This window comes from Amycolatopsis echigonensis, assembly GCF_014174495.1.
Classification (GTDB): domain Bacteria; phylum Actinomycetota; class Actinomycetes; order Mycobacteriales; family Pseudonocardiaceae; genus Amycolatopsis; species Amycolatopsis echigonensis.
Genome location: NZ_JACJHR010000003.1, coordinates 222,955 through 241,617, shown reverse-complemented (window position 1 = coordinate 241,617; position 18,663 = coordinate 222,955). Strand labels below are relative to the sequence as shown.

Annotated in this window: 17 protein-coding genes; 12 read left to right on the top strand and 5 right to left on the bottom strand. The window is 69.9% G+C overall.

Annotated features, from left to right (window positions below; genetic code table 11):
• Positions 1–180 (top strand): hypothetical protein (locus H5411_RS46900; RefSeq protein WP_220816460.1); only part of this gene is annotated, 180 nt, incomplete at its 5' end.
• Positions 181–252: 72 nt separating this feature from the next.
• Here the strand turns inward: H5411_RS46900 and H5411_RS04045 are convergent.
• On the bottom strand, positions 253–1,341 hold the full coding sequence (locus H5411_RS04045; protein WP_183122986.1) for a 3-deoxy-7-phosphoheptulonate synthase: 1,089 nt from the start codon (positions 1,339–1,341) through the stop codon (positions 253–255).
• 290 nt (positions 1,342–1,631) lie between these two features.
• Here H5411_RS04045 and H5411_RS04040 point away from each other — a divergent pair, with 290 nt between their 5' ends.
• The 3 genes from H5411_RS04040 (at position 1,632) to H5411_RS04030 (ending at position 4,458) form a co-directional block, all read left to right on the top strand.
• The gene (locus H5411_RS04040) at positions 1,632–2,657 is read left to right on the top strand and encodes a 6-phosphofructokinase (RefSeq protein ID WP_101434800.1); all 1,026 of its coding nucleotides are present in this window, start codon (positions 1,632–1,634) and stop codon (positions 2,655–2,657) included.
• A gap of 82 nt (positions 2,658–2,739) precedes the next feature.
• On the top strand, positions 2,740–4,014 hold the full coding sequence (locus tag H5411_RS04035) for a S41 family peptidase (RefSeq protein ID WP_312877521.1): 1,275 nt from the start codon (positions 2,740–2,742) through the stop codon (positions 4,012–4,014).
• A 9-nt stretch (positions 4,015–4,023) separates the two neighbouring features.
• Positions 4,024–4,458, top strand: a complete 435-nt coding sequence (locus H5411_RS04030) for a VOC family protein (RefSeq protein ID WP_101434799.1) — start codon at positions 4,024–4,026, stop codon at positions 4,456–4,458.
• A 45-nt stretch (positions 4,459–4,503) separates the two neighbouring features.
• Here H5411_RS04030 and H5411_RS04025 read toward each other — a convergent pair whose 3' ends face one another.
• The 3 genes from H5411_RS04025 to H5411_RS04015 are packed head-to-tail and all read right to left on the bottom strand — an operon-like array spanning position 4,504 to position 6,611.
• Positions 4,504–4,848, bottom strand: a complete 345-nt coding sequence (locus H5411_RS04025; RefSeq protein ID WP_183122985.1) for a cellulose binding domain-containing protein — start codon at positions 4,846–4,848, stop codon at positions 4,504–4,506.
• A 10-nt stretch (positions 4,849–4,858) separates the two neighbouring features.
• The gene (locus tag H5411_RS04020; RefSeq protein ID WP_183122984.1) at positions 4,859–6,295 is read right to left on the bottom strand and encodes an aromatic amino acid ammonia-lyase; all 1,437 of its coding nucleotides are present in this window, start codon (positions 6,293–6,295) and stop codon (positions 4,859–4,861) included.
• Between the two features lie 10 nt (positions 6,296–6,305).
• Positions 6,306–6,611 (bottom strand): ArsR/SmtB family transcription factor, encoded by a 306-nt coding sequence (locus H5411_RS04015; protein ID WP_101434795.1) that lies wholly within the window; start codon positions 6,609–6,611, stop codon positions 6,306–6,308.
• A gap of 166 nt (positions 6,612–6,777) precedes the next feature.
• On the opposite strand from H5411_RS04015, the gene H5411_RS04010 reads away from it, so the two are divergent.
• The 8 genes from H5411_RS04010 to H5411_RS03975 all read left to right on the top strand — a co-directional run bounded on the left by H5411_RS04010 (position 6,778) and on the right by H5411_RS03975 (position 16,674).
• Positions 6,778–8,004 (top strand): glycoside hydrolase family 18 protein, encoded by a 1,227-nt coding sequence (locus tag H5411_RS04010; protein WP_183122983.1) that lies wholly within the window; start codon positions 6,778–6,780, stop codon positions 8,002–8,004.
• A 50-nt stretch (positions 8,005–8,054) separates the two neighbouring features.
• Positions 8,055–8,720: a DUF2461 domain-containing protein gene (locus H5411_RS04005; protein WP_101440672.1), complete on the top strand. Its 666-nt coding sequence runs from the start codon at positions 8,055–8,057 to the stop codon at positions 8,718–8,720.
• 165 nt (positions 8,721–8,885) lie between these two features.
• Positions 8,886–10,310 (top strand): pyruvate kinase, encoded by a 1,425-nt coding sequence (pyk, locus tag H5411_RS04000; RefSeq protein ID WP_101434793.1) that lies wholly within the window; start codon positions 8,886–8,888, stop codon positions 10,308–10,310.
• Between the two features lie 36 nt (positions 10,311–10,346).
• Complete coding sequence (gene tesB, locus H5411_RS03995) at positions 10,347–11,246, top strand: acyl-CoA thioesterase II (RefSeq protein ID WP_101434792.1); 900 nt, start codon at positions 10,347–10,349, stop codon at positions 11,244–11,246.
• Between the two features lie 426 nt (positions 11,247–11,672).
• Positions 11,673–12,572, top strand: a complete 900-nt coding sequence (locus tag H5411_RS03990; protein ID WP_101434791.1) for a helix-turn-helix domain-containing protein — start codon at positions 11,673–11,675, stop codon at positions 12,570–12,572.
• 13 nt (positions 12,573–12,585) lie between these two features.
• Positions 12,586–12,789, top strand: a complete 204-nt coding sequence (locus H5411_RS03985; protein ID WP_101434790.1) for a DUF397 domain-containing protein — start codon at positions 12,586–12,588, stop codon at positions 12,787–12,789.
• Between the two features lie 185 nt (positions 12,790–12,974).
• Positions 12,975–13,181, top strand: coding sequence for a hypothetical protein (locus H5411_RS03980; RefSeq protein WP_101434789.1), 207 nt, complete (start codon positions 12,975–12,977; stop codon positions 13,179–13,181).
• A 481-nt stretch (positions 13,182–13,662) separates the two neighbouring features.
• Entirely contained in the window at positions 13,663–16,674 is a 3,012-nt protein-coding gene (locus H5411_RS03975) for a helix-turn-helix transcriptional regulator (RefSeq protein ID WP_183122982.1), read from the top strand.
• Positions 16,675–16,995: 321 nt separating this feature from the next.
• On the opposite strand, the gene H5411_RS03970 is transcribed toward H5411_RS03975, so the two are convergent.
• The gene (locus H5411_RS03970; protein WP_183122981.1) at positions 16,996–18,606 is read right to left on the bottom strand and encodes a succinic semialdehyde dehydrogenase; all 1,611 of its coding nucleotides are present in this window, start codon (positions 18,604–18,606) and stop codon (positions 16,996–16,998) included.
• Positions 18,607–18,663 lie beyond the last annotated feature (57 nt).

Sequence of the window (18,663 nt, the reverse complement as noted above, 5' to 3'; positions counted from 1 at the left end):
GGTGGGTGCTTGGCTGGGTGGGTGCGCTGGTGGCGGTGGGTGCTTGGCTGGGTGGGTGCGCTGGTGGCGGCTGGGCGGTGGGTTTCGGCCCGATGGTCGTTGGGTGCGCGGGGCGCGCCCCGCGCCCGGCGCGTGCCCAAGCCGCATCGGCTGCGCCGGCTGCGGTTGGGTGGTCCGTGAAGGGCTCCTTGAGGGAATCTAAGTCCGTGAAGGGGCCCTTCACGGCGCGCGGGAAGGGTGTGCGGGGTCCGGTCAGCGGCGGGTGCGGACGGCGGCGGCGAGGGTGTCCAGCAGGTCGTCGGTCGTGTCCCAGTCCATGCAGGCGTCGGTGATCGACTGGCCGTAGGTCAGCTCCGTCGAGCGGCCCAGCACCAGGTCCTGGCGTCCGGCGACCAGGTTGCTTTCCAGCATCAGCCCGGCGATTCCGCGTTCTCCCGAAGCGATCCGGGCGGCCAGGTCTTGCACGACTTCGGCTTGGCGGACGTGGTCCTTGTTGCTGTTGCCGTGGCTCGCGTCCACGACCAGGCGCTCCGGGAGCCCGGATTTGGCCAGGCGCGCGAGGGTTTCCTCGACCGTCGCCGAGTCGTAGTTCGGGCCCGCGGAGCTGCCGCGCAGGATTACGTGGCAGTCCGGGTTTCCGGAGGTCGTCACGAGGGCTGCCAGGCCGTCCACGTTGATGCCGGGGAAGACGTGCGAAGCCGCTGCGGCGCGGGTCGCGTCCACGGCTACCTGGATGTCGCCTTCGGTCGAGTTCTTGATGCCGACCGGCATGGACAGGGCGCTGCACAGCTGCCGGTGGACCTGGCTGGCCGCCGTGCGGGCGCCGATCGAGCCCCAGGTGACGATGTCGGCGATGAACTGCGGGGTGATCGGGTCCAGGAATTCGCAGCCGACCGGAAGGCCCAGCCCGGAGACGTCCAGCAGCAGTTTCCGGGCCAGGCGCAGGCCCTTGTTGACCGCGAAGGTGCCGTCCAGGTCCGGGTCGTTGATCAGGCCCTTCCAGCCCAGCGTGGTGCGCGGCTTTTCGAAGTACACCCGCATCACGATGTGCAGGTCTTCGCGCAGCGATTCGGCCTTGGCGGCCAGGCGGCGGGCGTAGTCGAGGGCGGCTTCCGGGTCGTGGACCGAGCACGGGCCGACGATCACGGCGAGACGGTCGTCGCGGCCGTCGAGGATGTCGACCGTTTCCGTGCGGCCGGTTTGCACCACCTTGGCGACCGCGGCGTCCACGGGATGGTCTTCGCGCAGCAGGGCGGGCGAGATCAGGGGACTGACCGACGTGGTGCGGCGGTTGTCCAGCGTGCTCGCGTCGGCGGGGGCGGCGGCGAGGCGGGTGTTCATGAGCGGGTGGTTCCTTCCTGGTGGACACCGACCCGCGGGGGACTCGCCGAGCCGGTTCGAGATCCGGCTCGGGTGGAGGTCAGCGCAGGTTCACGCCGCCGTGCCCACCCGGGGCCGGCTTCGTAAACCAGAAATAGCGCTGCACACCGCCACGGTAACACACCGCCGGGAGACCTCTGGCCAGGACCGATTCGGCAGGTGGTCCGCCCTGCACCGATCCAGATGAAAACCGCTACGCTGTCCGAGGACTGTGACTGGACTCTCCCTGCGAGGAAGACGGAGGCAACAGAATGCGAGTCGGTGTGCTGACGGGGGGCGGCGACTGCCCCGGCCTGAACGCGGTCATCCGCGCGGTGGTCCGCAAGGGCATCGAGGTGCACGGCTGGGAGTTCGTCGGCTTCCGCAACGGCTGGCAGGGCCCGCTGACCGGCGACAGCCGGCCGCTCGGCCTCGCCGACGTCGAGGACATCCTCACCCGCGGGGGCACCATCCTGCGGTCGTCGCGGACGAACCCGTACAAGGTCGACGGCGGCGTCGACCAGATCCGCAAGGTGCTCGCCGACCAGGGCGTCGACGCGCTGATCGCGATCGGCGGCGAGGACACCCTCGGCGTCGCCAAGCGGCTGACCGACGACGGCATCGGCGTCGTCGGCGTGCCCAAGACGATCGACAACGACCTCGGGGCCACCGACTACACGTTCGGCTTCGACACCGCGGTCTCCATCGCCACCGAGGCGATCGACCGGCTGCACACCACGGCCGAATCGCACCACCGCGCACTCGTCATCGAGGTCATGGGACGGCACGCGGGCTGGATCGCGCTGCACTCCGGCCTCGCCGGCGGCGCGAGCGTGATCCTGGTGCCGGAGCGGCAGTTCTCCGTCGACCAGGTCGTGCAGTGGGTCGAGCAGCGCTTCGAAAAGGAGTACGCGCCGATCATCGTCGTGGCCGAGGGCGCGCTGCCCGAGGGCGGCGAGGAGAAGCTGCTGACCGGCGAGAAGGACGCCTTCGGGCACGTCCGGCTCGGCGGCATCGGCAACTGGCTGGCCGACGAGATCTCCGAGCGCACCGGCAAGGAATCCCGTGCGGTCGTGCTCGGCCACGTCCAGCGCGGCGGCACCCCGACCGCGTACGACCGGGTCCTCGCGACGCGCTTCGGCCTGCACGCGGTCGACGCGGTCGCCGACGGCGACTTCGGCGTGATGGTGGCGCTCAAGGGCACCGACATCGTCCGCGTGAAGCTGTCCGAGGCGACGGCCGAGCTGAAGACCGTTCCGCTGGAGCGGTACCAGGAAGCCGAAGTCTTCTTCGGCTGAGTCTCAGGTGGGGGCACCCCCACCACAGCGCCGGGGGCGCGCGGTATTCCGTGCGTCCCCGGCTTTTTCTATCGTCGGGCTCGTGCGAATCTTCCTGGCGGGCTTGACGATGCTCTCGGTGACCGCGGTGCCACCCTCCACTGTGGACGGTATGTGGCGGACCGACGGATACGGGCAGCTGATCCAGGTGTCCGGCGGCAAGCTGACGACCTACGACGTCACCGAGGTCAGCTGCTTGCCCGGCGCCCTTTCCGGAACTGGCGACGGCACAAGGTTTTCCACGAACGAAGGCTCGGTCGTCACTGTGCGGCCGGGCCGGATGAGTTTCGACGACAACTTGGGCGTGCGGTCGTTGCGTCGCGTTCCCGGCGGAGTGCCGCCCGCGTGCCGGGATTCGCCCGCGGACCTGTTCGACGTTTTCTGGCACAGCTTTGCGGAGAACTACCCGTTTTTCGGCGCGAAAGGCGTCGACTGGAAGTCCGAAGGGGACGCTGCCCGCCGCGAGGTCGCCGCACATCCGGAACGGCTCTTCGGCGTCCTATGTGGACTGATCCGTCCGCTGCACGACGCTCATGCCGGCCTGCTGGCGTCCGGTCGGCATTGCTCTTCGCCCCGGCCCGGCACTCCGGATCTGAAAACGACCGTCCCGCGCGCGATCGCGGTAGCCGACGCGAACCTCGGCGCACCGATTCAGCGGTGGGCCGATGGAGCGATCGCCTACGCGGATTTGCCGGAGGGGCGCGGATACCTGCGCATCAGCGGATTCCACGACTACGCCGACACCTTCGTCGCGAGCAGCAAGGTCCTGGCGAAAGCGCTGGACGAGACTTTCACCGTCGATCGGGTGCACACGCTGCGCGGCTTGATCCTCGACCTGCGCGTCAACGGCGGCGGGGACGATCCGCTCGGCCTGCAGGTTGCCGCCCGGCTGACCGACATCCCGCATTTCGCCTACGCCAAACGCGCCCGCAACGACCCCGACGACCCGGCGAAGTTCACCGTGCCGCAGCCGTTCTTCGTGCAGCCCGCCGCGGCGCCGCACTACACCGGTCCGCTGACCGTCCTGACCGGCAGCCTGGACGTCTCCGCCGGGGAGACCTTCCTGCAGGCGCTGCTGAACCGGCATCCGCGGCCAGTCCTGATCGGACAGTCCACTCAGGGCGCTTTTTCGGACCTGCTGGAGCGGACGCTGCCGAAGCCGGGCTGGAAGGTGGCGTTGCCGAACGAGGAGTACCTCGACCCGCATGGCCGCACGTACGACGGCACCGGCATCGGCCCGGATATCCCCGTCCCGGTTTTCGCCCCGGACGACCTCGCCGCCGGAAAAGATCCGGCACTCGCCGCCGCCCGCCGGTAAGGTGAGCGCATGGGGTCGGTCAAGCAATTCCAGGTCACTTTCGACTGCGCGGAACCCGCGCGCGTCGCCCGCTTCTGGTGCGAGGCGCTGGGGTACGTCGAACCGCCACCGCCGGAAGGGTTCGCCGACTGGGCCGAGTTCGACCGTTCCCTGCCGCCCGAGGAACAGGGTGCGTGGGCGGCCTGCGTCGACCCCAACGGCGTCGGCCCTCGGCTGTACTTCCAGCGCGTGCCCGAAGGCCGCGTCGTGAAGAACCGGGTCCATCTCGACGTGCGCGCGGGTACCGGCCTCGTCGGCGACGAGCGGCTGGCGGCCCTGGAAGCCGAGGCCGAGCGGCTGGTCGCGCTGGGCGCGTCGATCGTCCAGGTGCTGCGCGCTGACGGCGTGAACGAGTCCTGCATTCCGATGCAGGACGTCGAGGGCAACGAGTTCTGCTTGGACTGAGCCGCCGTGCCGCGGATCGGCCGCGGCACGGCGACTGCCGGGTGGTCAGGAAACGGAAACGTTGGCCGGAGCGGTGAACGTGCCGCCCGACACCTGGTAGATCTGCTGCACGGGGAGGCTGCCGCCCGCCGGGATGCTGTCCTGGCCGGTGATCACGACGTGCCCGGTGGACCCGGACGCGGTGCCCGGATTCGTCGTCGACAGCGACTCGTTCGAGGGCAGGTCGAACGACAGAGTCCAGCCGTTCGCCGCCGACGCCCCGCCGTTGGTGATCGTGAAGTGCGCGAACGCGCCGAACCCGTAGTCGTAGTCGGTGGTGAACGGCGCGGTCAGCATGCCCACCGGTGCCGTCGTGACGGTCCAGGTGAACGGAGCCCGCGGCCCGGGCACGAGTGGCCAGTCAGATCCGCGCCAGTTTGTCCAGCACTCCAGCCGCTTTCGCGATGTCTTCCGTCAGCGGCCGGTCCTCGAACCGCTCGTCCAGCACCTCCACCGCCGCCGTGAAAGCAGCTCGGACCGGCAAATCCACCAGCTCCGCCTTCCGGATCCGCAACGCCCGCACCGCCGCCACCAGTTCGCACGCCAGCACCTGCCGGTAAGCAGCCGCCGCCGCGGTGGCGGCTCGCGCTGCCTGGGTCGAGAAGCTCGCGTGGTCCTCGATCCCGCGCGACACGACTGCGGTCCCGAGCGTCGCGGGCAACGCCGCCTGCCGTAGTTCGGTCAGCGCGTCGTGCGCCACGTACTCCAGGATCATCACCCCGGAACTCCCCGGCGGACCCACCGCGAGAAACGGCCGCAAGCCAGTGAATTCCGGTTCCACCAAGTCGCCCAACCGAGCCACCGACAGCTCCGCGACTTGATGCACCGTCGCACGGGCTTGGTCGAGTGCAGTCGAGACGTACGCGGTGTGGAAGTGCGCGTGATGGTAGGCGTCGCCGTGCACCGTGGAGATCATCGGATTCTCCGTGCTGGCATTGATCTCCACGGCGAGAACGTCGCGCAGATAGTGAATCGCGTCCAGCGCGGGACCTTGCACCTGGGGAAAAGCGCGCAGCCCGAAGGGATCCTGAAGCCGACGCCCCGGCTTAGGCGTGCCGTGCATGCCCAACAGCCGACGCATCTCGGCCGCGCACGCCACCTGCCCGGCGTGCGGACGTGCTTCGTGCACAGGCGTCGCGTACGCCTCGGGGTTGCCGTCGAGAGCCACGTACGTGAGTGCGGCGACGGCGTGGCTCGCGCGGGTGAGCGTGTCCAGGCTCATCGCGGCGAGCGTCGCTTCGGCGAGCGTCGCGGCGTTGCTGCTCATGAACGCGAGCGCATCACCCGCGTGCACGGGAACCGGTGGCACCGCACCGATTGCCCACTCGCGTTCTCCGGCCAACGCGAGCGCGGTTTCCGCGAGTGGCGCGAGGTCGCCGGTGCCGATCGCGCCCAGCCGGTGCACCACGGGCAGGGCTCCGCTGCGAACGGCTTCGGCGAGCGCGCCGATCAGCTCCGGGCTGATCCCGGACCGACCGGCCAGCAGCTGGTTGAGCCGGATCAGCAGCATCGCGCGGATCTGGCCGTCCGGCAGCAGGTCGCCGCTGCCGCCGGCGTGGCTGCGCAGCAAGCGAAGGCCGTGTTCGGCGGGCTCGTCCACCGCGTCGTCCTTGTTCGCGCCGACGCCGGTGGTGCGCCCGTAGACCACGCGCCGGGTGCTCAGGTCCTCGGCGAGCTTCCACGAATGCTCGGCGGCGCGCATCGCCGCGATGGACACGTCGATCGCCAGCGGGCCCTCGGTGTGCGCCGCCGCGACCACGTCGGCGCACCGCAGGGTCCGGCCGTCCACTCGGATCACGGCGTGCTCCTCATTCGGTTTCGTCCAGCCGCTGTTCGAGCGCGTCGAGCCGGTTCTCCCAGAACTGCCGGTAGGGCGCGAGCCACGCGTCCACTTCGGCCAGCGGTTCGGGCCGCAGCCGGTAGCAGCGGCGCTGCGCGGACACCCGCACGGTCACCAGTCCCGCCTCGCGCAGGACGCGCAGGTGCTTGGACACGGCGGGCTGGCTGAGCCGCAGTTCGGCCACCAGTTCGCCGACCGACCGCTCGCCCTCGAGCAGCAGGTCCAGCAGCGCGCGGCGGCGGGGTTCGGCCAGCACGTCGAAGGTCTGCATCACCCCGGAAATCTGCCTCGCGGGGCATATGCCTGTCAAGGAATGCGCGTACCGCCGATTGTCCGGTTTATGGTCTAAACCATTGACCTGGTGGTCTAGTCCACTTACGGTGCAGTCGTCCCCACCGTTACCGCTTCGTCACGGACGGTGACTCCTGAAGGGAGCAACGATGCTTCGCTTGCGCAGAAAACGCCTCCTGGCCTTGGCCGGACTCGCGACCGCGGCGTTCGCCGCCGCGGCCGCGCTCGTCCCCGCCGCTTCGGCGGCCGCCCCGGCGAGAACGGAGGCCGCGTCCGGGAAGGTGGTCGGCTACTTCACCGACTGGGGCGTCTACGACCGCAACTACCACGTGAAGAACATCGAGACGTCCGGGTCCGCGACCAAGCTCACGCACCTCAACTACGCCTTCGGCAACGTCACCGGCGGCGGCTGCGCGATCGGCGACGCGTGGGCCGACTACCAGAAGACCTACGACGCGGCGGGCAGCGTCGACGGCGTCGCCGACACCTGGGACCAGCCGCTCGCGGGCAGTTTCAACCAGCTCAAGAAGCTGAAGGCCAAGCACCCCGGGCTGAAGATCATCTGGTCGTTCGGCGGCTGGACCTGGTCCGGCGGCTTCGGGCAGGCTGCCAAGAACCCGCAAGCCTTCGCCGATTCCTGCTACAACCTCGTCAACGACAAGCGCTGGGCCGGCCTGTTCGACGGCATCGACCTCGACTGGGAGTACCCGAACGCGTGCGGCCTGAGCTGCGACACGAGCGGTCCCGACGCGGTGAAGAAGCTGCTCGCGGCAGTGCGGGCGAAGTTCGGCTCGTCGAAGCTCGTCACCGCCGCGATCACCGCGGACGGCAGCAACGGCGGCAAGCTCGACGCCGCCGACTACGCGGGCGCCGCGCAGTACGTCGACTGGTACAACGTGATGACCTACGACTACTTCGGAGCCTGGGCCGCGCAAGGCCCGACCGCGCCGCATTCGCCGCTGACCTCGTACGACGGACTCCCAACGCAAGGGTTCTACTCGGACGCGGCCATCCAGAAGCTGAAGAGCAAGGGCGTCCCGGCGTCGAAACTGTTGCTGGGCATCGGTTTCTACGGCCGAGGCTGGACCGGCGTCACCCAGAGCGCGCCGGGCGGCACCGCGACCGGACCGGCTCCGGGCAAGTACGAACAGGGCATCGAGGACTACAAGATCCTCAAGACCAGCTGCCCGGCGACCGGAACCGTCGCGGGCACCGCGTACGCCAAGTGCGGTTCGAACTGGTGGAGCTACGACACCCCGTCGACCATCGCGGGCAAGACGGCGTACGCGAGGTCCCAGGGCCTCGGCGGCACCTTCTTCTGGGAGCTGTCCGGCGACACCTCGAACGGCGAGCTGATCACGGCGCTCGCCAAGTGAGCGCGGCCGGGGCGCCGATTCTGTCGGTGCCCCGGTTTATCGTGCTGCGGGTGAAGTTCAGCGGATTCGGGGAGCACGCCGTCGAGTTCTACGACGGGCTGCTCGCGGACAACACCAAGGCTTACTGGGACGACCACGTGGCCATCTACAAGGAGCACGTCCGGGCTCCGATGGAGGCGCTGCTGGCCGAACTGGAGCCGGAGTTCGGCGCGGGCTTCGGCGAGGCGAAGGTGTTCCGGCCGTACCGCGACGTCCGGTTCGCCAAGGACAAGACGCCGTACAAGACGCACTGCGGCGGCGTGATCGAGGCGGGCCGCGGCGGGGGAGCGTATTACGTCGAGGTGGGCCCGGCCGGGCTGCGCGTCGGCGGCGGCTGCTTCCACCTGGCTTCCGACCAGCTGGCCCGCTACCGCACGGCGGTCGACACCGAACTGCACGGGCCCGCGCTGGAGAAAATCCTGGCGAGCCTGCGCAAGGCGGGCTGGCAAATTCTCGGCGACCGGCTGAAGTCCAAACCGCGCGGGTTCGCCGAGGACCATCCGCGCCTGGACCTGCTGCGGCACCGTTCGGTGTACGCCGTGCGCGTCTGGGAGCCGGACGACTTCCTGCACGAGCGGGAGGCACTGGACCGGGTCCGGAAATCGTGGCGCCAGCTGCGGAAGTTCAACGAATGGGCCCGCGACCACGTGGGGCCGAGCGAGCAGCCGCGCCGCTGACCCGGCCTCCCCCGACCGGGTGATTCCCCGGCCCGTCGGCACGCGCGGAGCGGCACCGCGGCGCAGCGCACGCCGATGCCGGAACTGAATCCTTCCCGTGTTCTTCGGCCGGAGTTTCGGGATCGGTACAGACGGGAGCCGTCCGAGCGACTAGGCTCTCCGGACGTGAGCCGACGCGCGAAGATCGTTTGTACATTGGGTCCCGCGACCTCCACGCCGGAGAAGATGCGGGCACTCGTCGACGCCGGAATGGACGTCGCGAGGATGAACTTCAGCCACGGCAGCCACAGCGACCACAAGCAGGTCTACGACCTGGTCCGGTCCGCGGCCGCCGAAACCGGCCGGGCGGTGGGGATCCTCGCCGACCTGCAGGGACCGAAGATCCGGCTGGGCACGTTCGCCAGCGGATCGGCGGAATGGCACACCGGGGACGTCGTCCGGATCACCGTCGAGGACGTCGCCGGCACCCACGACCGGGTCTCCACCACCTACAAGGGACTCGCCAAGGACGCCAAGCCGGGCGACCGGCTGCTGGTCGACGACGGCAAGGTCGGCCTGGTGGTCAAGGACGTCGAGGGCCAGGACGTCGTGTGCGAGGTGACCGAGGGCGGCCCGGTCAGCAACAACAAGGGCGTGTCGCTGCCCGGGATGGACGTCTCGGTGCCCGCGCTGTCCGAAAAGGACATCGAGGACCTGGAGTTCGCGCTGCACCTCGGCGTCGACTTCATCGCGCTGTCCTTCGTGCGCTCTCCCGCCGACATCGACCTCGTGCACCAGGTCATGGACCGCGTCGGCAAGGGACGGCTGCCGGTCGTCGCGAAGATCGAGAAGCCCGAGGCGGTCTACAACCTCGAGGCCATCGTGCTGGCCTTCGACGCGGTGATGGTCGCCCGCGGCGACCTCGGCGTCGAACTGCCGCTCGAGCAGGTCCCGCTGGTGCAGAAGCGCGCCATCCAGATCTGCCGCGAGAACGCGAAGCCGGTCATCGTCGCCACGCAGATGCTGGAGTCGATGATCAACAACTCCCGCCCGACCCGCGCCGAGGCGTCCGACGTCGCGAACGCGGTCCTCGACGGCGCGGACGCGGTGATGCTGTCCGGCGAGACGAGCGTCGGCCGGTACCCGATCGAAACGGTCCAGACCATGGGCCGGATCGTCGAGGCCGTCGAGACGGATTCGCCGGTCGTGCCGCCGCTGTCGCACGTTCCGCGCACCAAGCGGGGCGTGATCTCCTACGCCGCCCGCGACATCGGCGAACGGCTCAACGCCAAGGCGCTGGTCGCGTTCACGCAGTCCGGCGACACCGTGCGCCGCCTCGCCCGGCTGCACACCCGGCTGCCGCTGATGGCGTTCACGCCGGAGCAGAGCGTCCGCAGCCAGCTCGCGCTGACCTGGGGCACCACGACGCAGATCGTGCCGAGGGTGGACTCGACCGACCAGATGATCCAGCAGGTCGACCACGCGATGCTCGAAATGGGCAAGTACCAGCGCGGCGACCTCGTGGTGATCGTCGCCGGCTCCCCGCCCGGGACCGTCGGCTCGACCAACCTGATCCACGTCCACCGGCTCGGTGAAGACGACCACGCATAAGGGACATGCGGGAACCCCGTTGCATAGTGTTCCGGCATGACTGAGATGGCCAGGGAAGCCGCCACCGAACTCGACACGAGCCCCGGTGGCGGCGGGCAGCCCGTGCTGGACAAGCTCGTCGCGCTGCTCGACCTGGAGAAGATCGAAGAGAACATCTACCGCGGCGTCTCGCCCGCCCACTCGTCGGTGCGGGTGTTCGGCGGGCAGGTCGCCGGGCAGGCGCTCGTCGCGGCGGGCCGGACCGTCCCGGAGGAGCGGCGGGTCCATTCGCTGCACGCGTACTTCATCCGCGGCGGCGACCCGAGCGTCCCGATCGTGTACGAAGTGGACCGCATCCGCGACGGCCGCTCGTTCACCACCCGGCGCGTGGTCGCGGTCCAGCACGGCAAGGCGATTTTTTCGCTGTCCGCGTCGTTCCAGAAGGACGAGCCGGGCATCGACCACGGCGAGACGATGCCGGACGTGCCCGATCCGGAGTCGCTGCCGACCTTCCCCGAGCTGACGGCGGGCTACGGCCTGCGCTTCAGCGAGATCCCGCGGCCGATCGACATCCGCTACATCGGCGAGCCGCCGTGGGTCACCCGCACCACCGGCGAACGCCCCACCCATCACCGCGTCTGGATGCGGGCCGACGGCACCCTGGCCGACAGCCAGCTGCTGCACGTCTGCGTGCTCGCCTACGCCTCGGACATGACGCTGCTCGACTCGGTCCTCGCGCGGCACGGCGTGTACTGGGACGTCGACAAGGTGCTCGGCGCGAGCCTCGACCACGCGCTGTGGTTCCACCGCCCGTTCCGCGCCGACGAGTGGTTCCTCTATGACAGCACCTCGCCGAGCGCTTCGGGCGCCCGCGGTCTGGCCACTGGACGGTTCTTCACCCGCGACGGCCGGCACGTCGCGACCGTTGTCCAAGAAGGACTGCTGCGGGTCCGATAAGGAGTTCCGTCTCGCCGATGACCACTCAGAGTGGCTGTCTGCAGAGAAATCGTCGGAAACCGTCACACTCTCGTGGCGAAATTGCGCGGGAAAACCCGTCTGAGTAATACCGGGAAGCAAAGGAAGGTGCCCGGGACCGGTCGGGGGGCGGTCCCGGACACCGTGGTCGTCCGCATTCGGCCGGTGTCCGCGAATAGCCGGGGACAGCCGTCGTCTACGCTGCTCAGGGCCGTCGGCGCGGCTGGATTCGCGTCTCGGCCCGCAGGATGCCAGAGTACAAGCGCACTCTGCACAATGCAGGTCGGAACCAGCGACGGTCGGCTCCCGCCGCGGCAGCGGGAATTCGCGGTGTTATTAGTCCACTGACAAGTCGATCACCTGGTTAGATATGCAGTGCGGGCAACAATACGGACCGGAGGTGCTGCCGTGGCGAGAGGCCAGGGACCGACTGTTCGCCGCCGGCGCCTCGCGAGCGAGCTGCGGAGGCTGCGCGAAGCCGCCGATCTGACGATCGACGAGGTCGGCGAGAAGCTGGAGTGCTCGGCGTCCAAAGTGAGCCGCATCGAGACCGGCCACGTCGGCGTCACCCCGCGCGACGCGAGGGACATGCTCGCGCTGTACGGCATCACCGGCGACGAGCAGGAGGCGCTCGTCCAGCTGGCGCGGGAAGCGCGCAAACGCGGCTGGTGGCACGCGTACAACGAAGTCTTCACCGGCACCTTCGTCGGCCTCGAAGCCGACGCCAGCTCGCTGCGCGCGTTCCAGGCGCTGCTGGTTCCGGGCTTGCTGCAGACCGAGCGCTACGCGTTCTCGGTGATCCGTGCGCTGCGCCCGGACGCCGAAGAGTCCGAGACGCGCCGCCGGGTCGCCGCGCGGATGGCCCGCCAGCAGCTGCTGACCGACGATCCGCCGGTCGAGTACTGGGCGGTGATCGACGAAGCGGTGCTGCACCGCGTGGTCGACAGCCCCGAGGTGATGGCCGAGCAGCTGTACCGGATCACCGCGATGGCCGAGAAGCCGAACGTGACCGTGCAGGTGGTGCCGTTCGGCGCCGGGGCGCACCCCGGCATGGAGGGACCGTTCCTCATCATGGGCTTCCCCGAGCAGGCCGATCCCGACGTGGTCTACGTCGACGACAGCACTTCCAGCGGCCTGTACCTCGAACAGCCCGACGACGTCCGGCGCTACGCGCTGATGTTCGACCACCTGCGCGCAGCAGCGCTGAAACCGGACGATTCGGTGGCGCTGATCACCGACGCGGCCGGCCGGTTCGCCGAACAGGCCGCCGCGGTTCAGGAACCGAGGAACACCAACCCGAGACAGTGAGGATGTGAGGAGCATGATGGCCGACCTTTCCGGCGCCCAGTGGCGCAAGAGCAGCTACAGCGGCGGCGGCAACGACTGCGTCGAGGTCGCCTTCGTCGCGGGCGGCGCCGCGGTGCGGGACTCGAAAGACCCCGAAGGCGGAGCCTTCCGCCTGCCCGCCGCCGGCTGGCAGGGCCTGCTGGACGCGGTGCGTGCCGACGGCCAGGGACGGGCTTGACCCGTTCGTTCGGCTGATCGCCGTACTGAGACCCCTTACCCCGCTCGACCTGGACATCTCCGGTCGCGACCGCGGGTAAGGGGTCTTTTCGCGTCCGGGGGTAGGCGATCACCTGATGTCCGGGGCGGCCCCTCAGCACGAAAGTGGACGTCGTCAAGGAACGACGACCCGCTGGGGAGAAGACGATGAGCGACTACAACTGGGACGCCACCCGCGCCGAGGTCGACTACCGGATGGCCGAACTGCGCCGCGCCGCCCGCCACGCGCGCCTGAGCCGCGGCAACCGGGTGGTCCGCTGGATCCGGGCACACCGCATCACGAACATCGAGGTGCCGCGCCAGGAAAGGCGCACGGCGACGGTGCCGGAGGCCAGGGCGCGACATAGCGCTTGAGCCCCGGTCCCGGGTCGGGGAACGGCAAGGGGGTCGGGCGGGGCGGCCGCGCCGGGACACGGTTTCCGGCTCGGCCGCTCCGTCCGCCGGACCGGACCCGGCCTGGCTGCGCGGACCGGAACCGAAGCCGCTTCGGAGGAGTGCTCCGAGACCGTTTTGGCCGCAGGGCCGGATCGACCTCGCATTCCTGCCGCGTCGCGAGGTGCTCCGACCGCCGCCCGTCCCGCCGCTGCGACCGCTGACGATCGCCCCAATGCGGCTTTCGGGCAGTCCGCTTCGAAGCACCGCCGTGAGCCTCGGGCCTTCCCGCCAGAAGCTCGCCGCGGTCCGTGCGCCGATCAGTCTCGGGACCAACCGGCCGGACCGGCTCCGGAAAGCGCCGCACGGCACCCGCTTCGTCCGTCGACCAGGACGGAGATCACTGGCCGATCCGGCCGCCACGAGGAAATCCATGTCGGAACTGTCGGGGGTGTAGGTGAGAATGCATCTCGTGCCTCGTCTCGGTTCCGGTATTCCGCTCGTCGCCCGCACGCAGGAGATGCGGCGGCTGCGAGCGGCCTTCGCGCGCGCTGAACGCGGAGAGGCAGGTGCGGTGCTGATCGCGGGCGACGCCGGGGTCGGCAAGACCCGCCTGCTCACCGCGCTCGGGGAGCATGTCGCCGCGTGCGGAGGGCTCGTGCTCACCGGCCGGTGCATCGACGTGCGCGACGGCGGTCTGCCCTATCTGCCGTTCGCCGAGGCGCTGGCTCCGCTCGGGTCGTCGGCCGATCCGGCGGTGGCGGCCGCGGTGCGGGCGCGCTCCGCGCTCGGGATGCTGCTGCCGCAGGGCGGCGATCCGCGGCCGGCGGTCACCGGCGACCACGGGCAGGTTTCGGAAGGGGAACGCGAGGGCGTCCGCCGGGTCCGGCCTGAACAGGACCTGGGCCAGCTTCAGCTGTTCGACGCGGTGCTGGGGATGCTCACCGAGGTCGGCCAGGAGCGGCCGGTGGTCCTCCTGCTCGAAGACCTGCACTGGGCGGATTCCTCCACCCGCAACCTGCTGTCCTTCCTGCTGAGCCGGTTGCGCGCGCAGCGGCTGCTGGTCGTCGGCAGCTATCGCGAGGAGGACGTCCACCGCAGGCATCCGCTGCGCGGCCTGCTGTCCGAACTGGTCCGGCTGAACACCGTGGAACAGCTCACGCTCGCCCCGTTCGGACCGGCCGACGCGCGGGCGTTCGTGGCGGCGCTGGCCGAAGAGCCGCTTTCGCCGGACGTGGTCGCGGACATCGCCAAACGCTCCGAAGGCAACCCGTTCTTCGTCGAGGAACTCCTCGCCACTGGCGCCGATTGCCAAAACCTCCCCGCCGGGCTCGCCGAAGTCCTGCTGGCCCGGCTCGAACGCTTCCCGGCGGAGACGCGCCGGGTGCTGCGCGTCATTTCGGTCGCCAACGAATCGGTGTCGCACGCCGCGCTCGCGCAAGTGGCGGGGCTCGGCGATCTGGAGCTGGACGAAGCGCTGCGGGAAGCCGTGCAGCACCACGTCCTGGTCATCGAGGACGGTTTCTACACCTTCCGCCACGCCTTGCTGCAGGAAGCGGTGTACGCGGACCTGCTTCCCGGCGAGCGCACGCGGATGCACGCGGGGTACGCGGCGCGGATCCAGTCGATGCCGCAAGGCCGCGGTCACGACGCGAAGCTGGCCTTCCACAGCCTGGAAAGCCGGGATTTCGAAACCGCCCTGCCCGCCTTGCTGCGTGCCGCCGACGAAGCGGAAAAACTCGGCGCGCCCGGCGCTGCTCTGCGACACATCGAGCAAGCACAGTCCATTTGGGACGCCGTGGCTCCGGAGAAGCGCCCGGAAGGCGTCGACGAACTGAAACTGCTCAGCGAGGCCTCGTACTTCGCGGGCACGTCGGGCGAGCCGGAGCGCGCGGTGGCGTACGCGCGATCGGCGACCGAAGCGCTCAAGCCGGACGCGTCGCCGGAACACGCGGCGAAGGTCTGGCGTCGGCTGGCCGAAACGCTGCTCACGCTGGAAGGCACGTTCGACGAGGCGGTGCGGGCGATCGAGCGGGCCTGGGAACTGGTCGCCGACCGGGAGCCGAGCGGGGCGCGGGCCTGGGTGCTGGCGTCGCGGGCCGGATTCCAGCGGCTGCTCGACCAGCCGGACGAAGCGTTGGCCAGCGCGCACACCGCAGTCGCCGACGCGCGCGCCGTCGGGGCGGTCGGTGCTGAGGCGTCGGCGCTGGTCACGCTGGGCACGTTGGCTGACACCGCAGGCGATCCGGTCGAGGCCCGCGAGCGGTTGTGCGAAGCCGAACGCAAGGCGCACGACGCGGGCGCCTTGAACGTCGAGATCCGCGCGATGTACTTCCTCGCCCTCAGCTACGACGACCAGGCCGAGATGGACCTGGCGCTGGCCCACGCCGCGCGCGGGGTCGAGAGGGCCGAGGCGGTCGGGCTGACTTGGAGCGCGTACGGGCTGGAGTTGCGCGCCCGCCTCCTTTATCTGCGCTACCTCAGCGGAGACTGGCCGAAGGAGGACGCCGCGGGCCGCGCGCGGCGAGGCGTGTCGAGTGCGGTCGCCGCGCGGATCTTGGCCAATTGGGTGCTGTTCCTGGTGGGACGCGGCCGGTTCGCCGAGGCGGCCAAGGCGTTGCCCGGACTCCGGCAACAGTGGATGGCGGACCTGCAGATCGCCTTGGCAGCGGGCGATGCCGCGATCGAACTGGCTGCCTGGCGCGGCGAGCACGCTGAAGCGCTCCGGATCACTGAGGAATTGGTGTCGTGGCTGGAGAAAGTCGAGCCCGGGCTGCTCGGCGGGATCCGGATCGTGACGCTGGCGATTCCGTCGGCCGCCGCGTTGGCCGCCGAGGCCCGGGCCAAGGGGGACCAGGCCGCGGCGGAAGCGTTCGTGGCTGCTGGGCGACGGCTCTTGGAGCACGGTCGCCGTTGTGCTGCTGAGGGGCATCCCCGTTCCGGAACCATGGGGCCGGAAGGGCGGGCGTGGCTGGCCCGGTTGGAAGCTGCCGCGTCGGGGCTGGAAGGACCGGCGGATCCGGATCTGTGGGCTGAGGCAGCCGAGGCGTATTCCTACGGTGCGGTTTACGAGCAGGCCGTATGCCGGTGGCGGCAGGCGGAAGCGTTGCTGGCCACTGGACGGCCGGGGGCGGCGGAAGCGTTGGAGGCCGCGCATGCGGTCGCGGTGAAGCTCGATGCCGTGCCGTTGCGGGACGCGGTAAGGGATGTGGCGCACCGGGCTCGGGTCGAGCTGTCGGGGGTGCTGGCGCCGGTCGTGCGGCCGCAGGTGAATCCGTTGACGGACCGGGAGCGGGACGTGCTGGAGCGGGTCGCGCTGGGGCGGACCAATCGGCAGGTGGGGGAGGAGTTGTACATCAGCGAGAAGACGGTGAGCGTGCATCTTTCCCGGGTGATGGCGAAGCTGGGGGCCAGCCGGAGGGCGGAGGCGGTGGCGATTGCTTATGACCGGGGGTTGTTGAGCGCGCCTGAGTGAGGGGGGCGGCTCGTCGCCCTGGCGGGCGACATTGCGGTCCTCGCGTGGGGCACCCCGAAGCCCAAGTGTGCTGACGGTCTGGGGGTGCTTGTCAAGGCGGGAAAGATGCCTTGACAAGCACCCCCAGACCGCAGAGGAGGCTTCGTATCGGGGTGCGGGGGTGGTGTGTGTGCCTCGATTGTTGGGTGCGCTGGTGCGGTTTTGGGGTGGGTTGCGCGGGTTGGGTGCATCGCGGCGGTGGGGGCGGCGGGCGGTGCACTGTGGTCCGTGAAGGGGTCCTTGAGGGAATCTATGTCCCTGAAGGGGCCCTTGACGGACAGCTCATCGTCCGGGGAGGCGGCGCAGCAGTTTCATGCTCAGCGTCATGAAGCGGGCCCACAGCGATCCCGGCACTCGCTTCGGCGGGCGCAGGGCCAGGCCGCGTTGTACGGCGATCGATTGGGGTTCCGTGTACTTCAGGAGGCCTTCTGCGCCGTTGCGGCGTCCGGCGCCGGAATCTTTCATGCCGCCCATCGGGACGCCGACTGTTCCGAAGGTAGCTGCGTAGCCCTCGTTCACGTTGACCGTGCCCGCCTTCAGACGCGCGCCGATTTCCCAGCCTGCTCGGCCGTTTCGGGTCCAGACGCTTGCGTTCAGTCCGAACGGGGTGTCGTTCGCTCGCTCGATCGCGTCGTTGACATCGCTGAACCCGTAGATCGACACCACCGGGCCGAACGTTTCCGACGCGAACGGCGTCATTCCCGGGCGCACGTCTGTCAGCACCGTGGGCTCATAGAACAACGGCCCGAGGTCTGGCCGAGGTCGTCCGCCGGTCAGGACGCGGGCGCCCTTTGCTCGGGCGTCCTCCACGTGCGCTGTCACGGTTTCCAGCTGACTCTGTGAGGTCAGCGAACCCATTCCGGCGTGGTAGTCCAGCGAGCCGCCGAGTCGCAGGGCTGCCGTTCGCGCCACGAATTCGCGGGTGAATTCCTCGCGGATGCTGTCGTGCACGTAGATCCGCTCCACCGACACGCACAGCTGGCCCGCTGACGAGAAGCACGCCGTGACCGCGCCGGCGGCGGCCTTGGCGATGTTCGCGTCCGGCAGGACGATCATCGGGTTCTTGCCGCCCAGTTCCAGCGAATAACTGGTGAGCCGCTGCGCGATCCGGCCCGCCAGGTCCTTGCCGGTCGGCGTGGAGCCGGTGAAGCACAGGTAGTCGCATTCTTCCAGCAGCGCGGTGCCGATCCGCGAGCCTCGGCCCAGCACGATCTGCCACAACCCAGCGGGCAGCCCGGCCTCCTCGGCCAGTTCCTGCAGCCACAGAGCGGACAACGCGGTCTGGTTGTCCGGCTTCTGCACGATCGCGTTCCCGGCGACGAGCGCGGGGAAGACGTCCATCGCGGTCAGTGCCAGCGGGTAGTTCCAGGGGGAGATGATCCCGACGACGCCCTTGGGATGCCGCAGTTCGCCTGCCCGGGTCAGGCCCGGGATCACGCCGGGTGCGCGCCGCGGCGAGAGGATCTTCGCGCTGTGCTTGCCGTAGTAGGCCGCGACCAGCACGGTGGCGCTGACCTCGTCGAACGCGTCGATCCGGGCCTTTCCGGCCTCCACCTGAACGAGGTCGAGAACTTCCGCCTGTCGCGCGAGCACCAGGTCGTGCAACCGCACGAGGAACTGCTGGCGCCGGGCCACCGGCAGCGCTGCCCACTCGCGCTGCGCCTCGCGCGCGGAGGCGAACGCGGCGCGTACTTCGGCGTCGTCGGCCTGGGGGAGCGAGGCGATCGGCTGCCCGGTGAACGGCGCGGTCATCTGCACCGGCGCGTTGTCGGCGCCGCCGGTCACGCGGGCCACGAGCGCGGCCGCGCGGGCCGCGGACGGAGCGCCTGCCACGCCGCCCACTGTCGCGGGCAGGGGCTGGCCGGTGAGGTTCGCCGGGGTCGTACTCGTCATCGAGCGCACCTTCTTCCGTGCGGGGCCGGGTGTTACCGACGAGTACACCATACCGGC